The organism is Micromonospora echinofusca, from assembly GCF_017614955.1.
Taxonomy (GTDB): domain Bacteria; phylum Actinomycetota; class Actinomycetes; order Mycobacteriales; family Micromonosporaceae; genus Micromonospora; species Micromonospora echinofusca_A.
On sequence record NZ_WVUH01000042.1, the window covers coordinates 22,923 to 30,382 of the forward strand.

Sequence of the window (7,460 nt, forward strand, 5' to 3'; positions counted from 1 at the left end):
CAATAGCGCTCACGATGCTTGTCGCGTCAATAGGACGGCGAAACTACGGAACGAGAACCTGGCGACTACTCCGCGCGGACCAAGGGGAAGAGGATCGTTTCCCGAATTCCCAGGCCGGTGAGGGCCATCAGGAGCCGGTCGATTCCCATTCCCATGCCGCCGGCCGGCGGCATTCCGTACTCCATGGCCCGGAGAAAGTCCTCGTCCAGCCGCATCGCCTCGGCGTCGCCACGGGCCGCGAGCTGCGCCTGGGCGACCAGCCGCTCCCGCTGGACCACCGGGTCGACCAGCTCCGAGTACGCCGTGCCCAGCTCGAATCCGAGCACGTAGAGATCCCATTTCTCGGTCAGGCCGGGCTGCTCCCGGTGGCTCCGGGTGAGCGGGCTGGTCTCCTCCGGGTAGTCGCGCACGAAGGTGGGCTCCCGAAGGCCCGGGACGACCAACTCCTCGAAGAGTTCCTCGGCGAGCTTGCCGGGCCCCCACTTCGGGTCGACCGCCATACCGACCTTCTCGGCGTACTGCGCCAGCCGGGCCCGTTCCGTGGTTACCGAGACCTCTTCACCGAGCGCCTCGGAAAGCACCCCGAAGAGAGTGACCGAACGCCACTCACCACCCAGGTCCAGCTCCGTACCGTCGGCGTGGGTGACGACGGTCGAGCCACTGACGGCGACCGCTGCCTCCTGCACGAGTTGACGGGCGAGGGTGGCCATCGTGTCGTAGTCCCCGTACGCCTCGTAAGCCTCCAACATCGCGAACTCGGGCGAGTGCGAAGAGTCGATCCCCTCATTACGGAAGTTGCGGTTGATCTCGAAGACCCGGTCGATCCCGCCGACCACCGCGCGCTTGAGAAACAGTTCCGGAGCGATTCGGAGATAGAGATCCGTGTCGAGTGCATTGCTGTGGGTGACGAACGGCCGGGCCGCCGCGCCACCGTGGATCAACTGCAACATCGGGGTCTCGACCTCGACGAAACTCCGGTCGTGCAACGAATCCCGCAGGCTGCGTACGGCTGCGGCGCGGGTGCGTACCATCTGCCGCGCCTGCGGCCGGACGATCAGGTCGACGTAACGCTGCCGGACCCGGGCCTCCTCGCTCAAGGGCTTGTGCGCCACCGGCAGCGGGCGCAACGCCTTGGCGGTGACCGCCCAGGTGTCGACGAGCACCGACAGCTCGCCGCGCCGGCTGGTGATGACCTCACCGGTCACCCCGACGTGGTCACCGAGGTCGACCAGCCGCTTCCAGTCGGCGAGCCGGTCCGCACCGACCCGGTCGAGGGAGAGCATCGCCTGCAACTCGGTGCCGTCGCCGTCCCGCAGGGTGGCGAAGCAGAGCTTGCCGGTGTTCCGGATGAAGATCACCCGACCGGTGACGGCGGCGGTGTCCCCGGAGGCGGTGTCGGTCGGCAGTTCGGCGTACCGGGCGCGGATCTCGGCGAGCGTCGCGGTCCTCGGGTAGCCGACCGGGTACGCGTCACCCGTCTCGACGAGCAGCCGGTCCCGCTTCTCCCGGCGGACCCGCATCTGCTCCGGAAGGTCGTCGGCGGGGTCGATCGGCGGGGTGGTCTGCTCGGTCACGGCATGCGTCCTCAGATGGAGATATCGGGCGGTGTCAAGGCACGAGCGTACTCAAGTGCTCCGGAGCTGTTCACCGGATAACCTCCGGCCATGACCGACACCACCCAGGCGCTCTCATTCGGGGCGGCAGCCGGCGAATACGACCGCTTCCGCCCCGGATATCCGGCTCCGGCGGTCGCCTGGGCGGTCGGTACCGACGGTCCGGCCCGCGTCGTCGATCTGGGCGCCGGCACCGGCATCCTCAGCCGCGTCCTGCTCGGCCTGGGACACACCGTCACGCCCGTCGAGCCGGACCCGGGCATGCGGGCGCAGCTCGCCGCGGCGACCCCGGGTACCACCGCGCTGTCGGGCAGCGCCGAGGCGGTGCCGCTGCCGGACGGGTGGGCCGACGCGGTGGTCGCGGGTCAGGCGTACCACTGGTTCGACCGGGAGCGGGCGCATCCGGAGATCGCGCGCCTGCTCCGCCCGGGTGGGATGTTCGCCCCGATCTGGAACATCCGCGACGACTCGGTCGACTGGGTCGCCGCCCTGTCCCGGATCGTCGGCGGACCGGGCTACCGCGCGGAGGACTCCCTCGGGCAGGTGGGGGACTCCTTCGGCGACCGGTTCGGGCCGGTGGAACGGGCCGAGTTCCGGCACCACGTCACCCTCGGCCCGGAGCAGCTGCTCGGCATGCTCCGGACCCGCTCGTACCACCTCACCGCCGACGCCACCCGGCAACGGGAACTGGACCGGGCGGTACGGGAACTCACCACGGACCATCCCGACCTGGCCGGCCGGGACTCGTTCGCACTGCCGTACCGGACGATCGTGGTCCGGGCGGCCCGCCGCGCAGACTGACCGGGCGGGCCGAAGCCGCCACGGACCGTACGGCCGGTCAGATGTTGCGCTCGTACACCATCCGGAGCCCGATCAGGGTGATCATCGGCTCGTGGTGGGTGATGGTCCGGCACTCCCCGATCACCACCGGGGCCAGGCCGCCGGTCGCGATCACCGCCCGGACCTCGCCCAACTCCTCCACCATCCGCTCGACGATCCGGTCGACCTGCCCGGCGAACCCGAAGTACATCCCGGACTGGAGACACTCGACGGTGTTCTTGCCGATCACCGACCGGGGCCGGGTCGGCTCGACCTTGCGTAGCTGGGCGGCCCGGGCGGCGAGCGCGTCGAAGGAGATCTCGATGCCGGGCGCGAACGCGCCACCGAGGAACTCACCCCGTCCACTGATCACGTCGAAGTTCGTGGTCGTACCGAAGTCGACCACGATCGACGGGCCGCCGTAGAGGGTGTAGGCGGCGAGGGTGTTGACCACCCGGTCGGAGCCGACCTCCTTGGGGTTGTCGATGGCCAACTGCACCCCGGTCCGCACCCCCGGCTCCACCACCACGCTGGGGATCTCGCCGTAGTACCGGGAGAGCATGGTCCGCAGGGAGCGCAGCGCGGCCGGCACGGTCGAGCAGGCGGCGATGCCGCTGATCTCCACCGCGTCACCGGCGAGCAGCCCCCGGAACATCAGGCCCAGCTCGTCGGCGGTCGAGCGGGCGTCGGTCTTGATCCGCCAGGAGTGCACCAGCTTGTCGCCGTCGAAGGTGGCGAGCACGGTGTTGGTGTTTCCGATGTCGATGCAGAGCAGCACGCTGGAAGCCTAGACAACCCGGATGGCGACCGGCGCGGACCGCCACCTGCCGGCCCGGCGGATCACAGCCGCCGCGCCCGACCGCCCCGGCCGGACGGTCGGACGTCGGCCCACCGGGCTGCTCAGACCTACCGGAGGTCCAGTGCGATGTCCATGATCGGTGCGGAGTGGGTGAGCGCGCCGACCGACAGGTAGTCCACCCCGGTGGCCGCGAACTCCGCCGCGACGTCCAGGGTCAGCCCACCGGTCGCCTCCAGCTCCGCCCGGTCACCCACCGCGGCGACCACCTCGGTGAGCAGCGTCGGCGTCATGTTGTCGCAGAGCAGGAAGTCGGCCCCCGCCTCGACCGCCTCGACCGCCTCGACCACCGTGGTCACCTCGACCTGTACCGGCAGCCCCGGGAACGACTCGGTGACCCGCTGGTAGGCCGCGGTGATCCCACCGGCGGCCAGCTTGTGGTTGTCCTTGATCATCGCGACGTCGTAGAGGCCCATCCGCTTGTTGGTGCCCCCACCGGCACGGACCGCGTACTTCTCCAGGATCCGCAGCCCCGGAGTGGTCTTCCGGGTGTCCAGCACGGTCGCCTTGCTGCCCGCCAGGACGTCCGCCCAGGCCCGGGTGTGGGTGGCCACCCCGGACATCCGGCAGAGCAGGTTCAGCGCCGTCCGCTCGGCGGTGAGCAGGTGCCGGGTCGGGCCGGTCACCGTGGCCAGCACCGCCCCGCGTGCCACCCGGTCGCCGTCGTGGGCCCGCAGCACCACCTCGACGGTACGCCCGGAGCCCGCCGCCGCCAGCTGGAAGACGGCCGCCGCGACGTGCAGACCGGCCACCACCCCGTCCGCCCGGGCCACCAGCTCGGCGGTGTCCACCTGGTCGGCCGGGATGGTGGCGGCACTGGTCACGTCGAGGCGTTCCGGACCCAGGTCCTCGGTCAGCGCCGTGTCGATGATCCGTCGTACCGCCGCCGGGTCCAGCCCGTCGGCGCGCAGCGCCGCCTCCGTGGATGGGTTCACCGCAGTTCCTCCCAGTGCTGAGTCAACCGGTTCCGGGTGCCGACCGTACCCACCAGGTGCCCGCGCCACCGCCCGTCGGCGGTCGGGAAGTCCTCCCGCCAGTGACACCCCCGGGTCTCCTGCCGGGCGTACGCGGCAGCGACCAGCGCCGACGCCACGGTGATCAGGTTCGTCGCCTCCCAGGAGGCGGTCCCCGGGATGCCCCGGCCCGTCCCGAGGTCGGTGAGCGTCCCGGCGGCTGCGGTCAGCGTGTCCGCCGAGCGGAGCACCCCGCTGCCCCGGGTCATCGCGCGCTGCAACGGTGCCCGCACCCCGGGCGGTACCACCCAGCCGGCGCCACCGAGCCACGCCCCGGTCGGGGCCGGCTGCTCCTGCTCCGGCAGCCCGGCGGCGATGTCCTCGGCGATCCGCCGGGAGAAGACCAGCCCTTCCAGCAGCGAGTTGCTGGCCAACCGGTTGGCGCCGTGCACGCCCGTGCAGGCCACCTCGCCGCAGGCGTACAGGCCGGGGATGGAGGTCCGGCCGTGCAGGTCGGTACGGACCCCGCCGGAGGCGTAGTGGGCGGCCGGGGCGACCGGGATCAGGTCGACCGCCGGGTCCACCCCGATGGCCAGGCAGGACGCCACGATGGTGGGGAAGCGTCGGGTCAGGAAGTCACCGCCCAGGTGCCGGGCGTCGAGGAAGACGTGGTCCGCCCCGGTGGCGAGCAGCACCCGGTGGATGCCCTTGGCCACCACGTCACGCGGGGCCAGTTCGGCCAGCTCGTGCTGGCCGAGCATGAACCGCTTGCCGTCCGCGTCGACCAGGTGGGCGCCCTCGCCCCGCAGCGCCTCGGAGACCAGTGGCTGCTGGGCCGGACCGGCACCGGGCACCCCGGTGCCCGCCGGGGTGATCAGGGCGGTCGGGTGGAACTGGACGAACTCGATGTCCGTGACGGCGGCACCGGCCCGCATCGCCAGGGCCACGCCGTCACCGGTCGACACGGCCGGGTTCGTGGTGGCCGCGAAGACCTGGCCCATCCCGCCGGTGGCCAGGACGACCGCGCGGGCCAGCAGCGCGCCGACGCCGTCCTCGCTGCCCTCGCCGAGCACGTGCAGGGTGATCCCGCAGGCCCGGCCCAGCCCGTCGGGGCCGTCGCCGGGGGCCCGGAGCAGGTCCAGCACGAGCGCGTGCTCCACCAGCCGGATCCACGGGTCCCGGCGGACCGCGGCGTGCAGGGCCCGCTGCACCTCCGCCCCGGTGGCGTCACCACCGGCGTGCACGATCCGGTCGGCCCGGTGCCCGCCCTCCCGGGTCAGCATCAGCGACCCGTCCGGGTTGCGGTCGAACTCCGCGCCGATCCGCATCAGCTCCCGCAGCCGTACCGGGCCCTCCTCGACCAGGACCCGGACCGCTCCGGGGTCGCAGAGCCCCACACCGGCGATCTCGGTGTCCGAGGCGTGTGCCGCCGGGGTGTCGTGCGGGTCGAGCACGGCGGCGATACCGCCCTGGGCCCAGCGGGTCGAACCCTCGTCAATGTTGACCTTGGTGACGACCGTGACGTGCAGGCCCGCCTCGCGCAGGTGCAGTGCGGCGGTCAGCCCGGCCACCCCCGAACCGACCACGATGACGTCGGTGGTCTCCACCCAGCCCGGTGCGGGGGCCGCCAGCAGGTGGGGCAGCGCGGGCAGGTCGAGGGTCGGCAGCTCCATCCCCACAGTCAACCGCGCCGGACCACCGGCCCGCCGGGCGGGGGCCGGAGAAAGTGAAACAACCGTCAGCCTGTCCGGATCGGCAGGGCCGCCGCCCCCGCGTTGCGCAGCGACCGGTTGACCGTCCGGTCACTCAGCCACAGGTAGCAGCGCACGCCCCGGTCGCCGGCCTTCCACTGGGCCGCCTTGCCCGGGACCGCCACCACACCGACCCGGAATCGCAGGTTCGGGTCGTCCGCCAGGCCCACGTACCGGCCGATCTGGTTGCGGCACTCGTCGTAGAACCGTGCCCAGTCCCGGTCCCGGACCGGGTAGGCCACGTTCTCCGGAGCCCGCCAGGCGCCCACGAACTCCGCGCTGTGCGGTCGGGTGCAGGAGGCGGCCACCAGTTCCTCGATCGTGCGCTGCCGGTCCAGCTTCGCGGTGTAGCAACCCAGCTTCAGGGGGCTGTCGGCCTTGAGCGCGTCGCGCAGGCCGGCGGTCCGGCTGACCACCTCGCCGTTGGACTCGACGCTGGTCAGTTCGGTCAGGTCGCAGCGGAACCAGCGGGCACCACCGGACCACGCGGACGCCGGGGGCAGGGCCACCCCGAGCCAGAGCCGGCCGGCCCGCCAGTCCCCGCCGACGTAGCCGGTCGCCTTCGCGTCGCATTCGGCGTACGCGGCCCGCAACTCGGCCGAGCCGGCCGCAGGCAGGGCCGGTGGGTCACCGGGGAACGCCCCGACGTGCACGGTCTCCACCCGGTGCGGCGCGGTGCAGTCGACCGGGTTGAACGCGGAGAGGTAGACCGTCTCGGCGAAGTCGGCGGCCAGGCAGACACCGGCCGGCGGGGTGAACGCCTCCGGTTGCCCGAAGGCGGGCCAGTCGTCGACCAGGTCACCGTCCACCCCACCGGGTGCACCGCACCCGGCCAGCAGCAGCACGGCAGCACCGGCCAGCGCCAGGCTCCGTAACGACCAACGGCGCATCACGGCCCTCCCCATGCGCCGGCGATCCGGACGGCGCCGGCCTAGGGTAACCAGACGGGGGCGTCCGGTGACAGACCGGAAGCGGCCCTCCCCGGGACGACCGGGGACCGGGGCGGGGTCAGCCGGTGACGGTCAGGTCCCCACGGACCGGGTCACCGACCATCCCGGGTACCGCGCCCGCCGGGTCGGTGCCCAGCTCGATGACCCGGTTGGCCGCGTCGACGTGCACGATCCGGGGCTGGTACGTCCGCGCGGTCGCGTCGTCCAGCTGCCCGTACGAGATGAGGATGACCAGGTCGCCGGGGTGCACCAGGTGGGCGGCGGCCCCGTTGATGCCGATCACCCCGCTGCCCCGCTCGCCCGGGATGACGTACGTCTCCAGCCGCGCCCCGTTGGTGATGTCGACGATCGCCACCTGCTCGCCGGGGAGCAGGTCGGCGGCGTCCAGCAGATCCTGGTCCACCGTCACCGAGCCGACGTAGTGCAGGTCGGCCTGGGTCACCGTGGCACGGTGGATCTTGGACTTGAGCATGGTGCGGAACATGGTTGCCTCTCCGGCGGGACGGTCGGTCGTGGGC

7 protein-coding genes are annotated in these 7,460 nt (G+C 72.3%); 1 reads left to right on the plus strand and 6 read right to left on the minus strand.

Annotation, left to right across the window (positions count from 1 at the left end):
- Window positions 1-65: 65 nt before the first annotated feature.
- The gene (gene lysS, locus GSF22_RS07865) at window positions 66-1,574 is read right to left on the minus strand and encodes a lysine--tRNA ligase (protein WP_208812356.1); all 1,509 of its coding nucleotides are present in this window, start codon (window positions 1,572-1,574) and stop codon (window positions 66-68) included.
- A gap of 90 nt (window positions 1,575-1,664) precedes the next feature.
- Here lysS and GSF22_RS07870 point away from each other — a divergent pair, with 90 nt between their 5' ends.
- Complete coding sequence (locus tag GSF22_RS07870; protein WP_208812358.1) at window positions 1,665-2,414, plus strand: class I SAM-dependent methyltransferase; 750 nt, start codon at window positions 1,665-1,667, stop codon at window positions 2,412-2,414.
- A gap of 37 nt (window positions 2,415-2,451) precedes the next feature.
- Here GSF22_RS07870 and GSF22_RS07875 read toward each other — a convergent pair whose 3' ends face one another.
- The 5 genes from GSF22_RS07875 to panD all read right to left on the minus strand — a co-directional run bounded on the left by GSF22_RS07875 (window position 2,452) and on the right by panD (window position 7,426).
- Entirely contained in the window at window positions 2,452-3,210 is a 759-nt protein-coding gene (locus GSF22_RS07875) for a type III pantothenate kinase (protein ID WP_208812360.1), read from the minus strand.
- A 128-nt stretch (window positions 3,211-3,338) separates the two neighbouring features.
- Window positions 3,339-4,223 carry a carboxylating nicotinate-nucleotide diphosphorylase gene (nadC, locus tag GSF22_RS07880; RefSeq protein ID WP_208812361.1) on the minus strand — a complete coding sequence of 295 codons (885 nt, stop codon included), beginning with the start codon at window positions 4,221-4,223 and terminating at the stop codon, window positions 3,339-3,341.
- Window positions 4,220-5,914, minus strand: coding sequence for an L-aspartate oxidase (locus GSF22_RS07885; RefSeq protein WP_208812363.1), 1,695 nt, complete (start codon window positions 5,912-5,914; stop codon window positions 4,220-4,222). Before GSF22_RS07885 ends, nadC begins: the two co-directional genes overlap by 4 nt.
- A 65-nt stretch (window positions 5,915-5,979) precedes the next feature.
- Window positions 5,980-6,882 carry a septum formation family protein gene (locus GSF22_RS07890; RefSeq protein WP_208812365.1) on the minus strand — a complete coding sequence of 301 codons (903 nt, stop codon included), beginning with the start codon at window positions 6,880-6,882 and terminating at the stop codon, window positions 5,980-5,982.
- Between the two features lie 118 nt (window positions 6,883-7,000).
- Window positions 7,001-7,426, minus strand: a complete 426-nt coding sequence (panD, locus tag GSF22_RS07895) for an aspartate 1-decarboxylase (protein ID WP_208812367.1) — start codon at window positions 7,424-7,426, stop codon at window positions 7,001-7,003.
- Window positions 7,427-7,460: the final 34 nt, after the last annotated feature.

What these genes read in the sequence shown, in the direction of transcription:
- GSF22_RS07870 (WP_208812358.1), top strand. Translation starts at nt 1,665, where the DNA reads ATGACCGACACCACCCAGGCGCTCTCATTCGGGGCGGCAGCCGGCGAA.
- GSF22_RS07885 (WP_208812363.1), bottom strand. Translation starts at nt 5,914, where the DNA reads ATGGAGCTGCCGACCCTCGACCTGCCCGCGCTGCCCCACCTGCTGGCG.
- GSF22_RS07890 (WP_208812365.1), bottom strand. Translation starts at nt 6,882, where the DNA reads ATGCGCCGTTGGTCGTTACGGAGCCTGGCGCTGGCCGGTGCTGCCGTG.
- panD (WP_208812367.1), bottom strand. Translation starts at nt 7,426, where the DNA reads ATGTTCCGCACCATGCTCAAGTCCAAGATCCACCGTGCCACGGTGACC.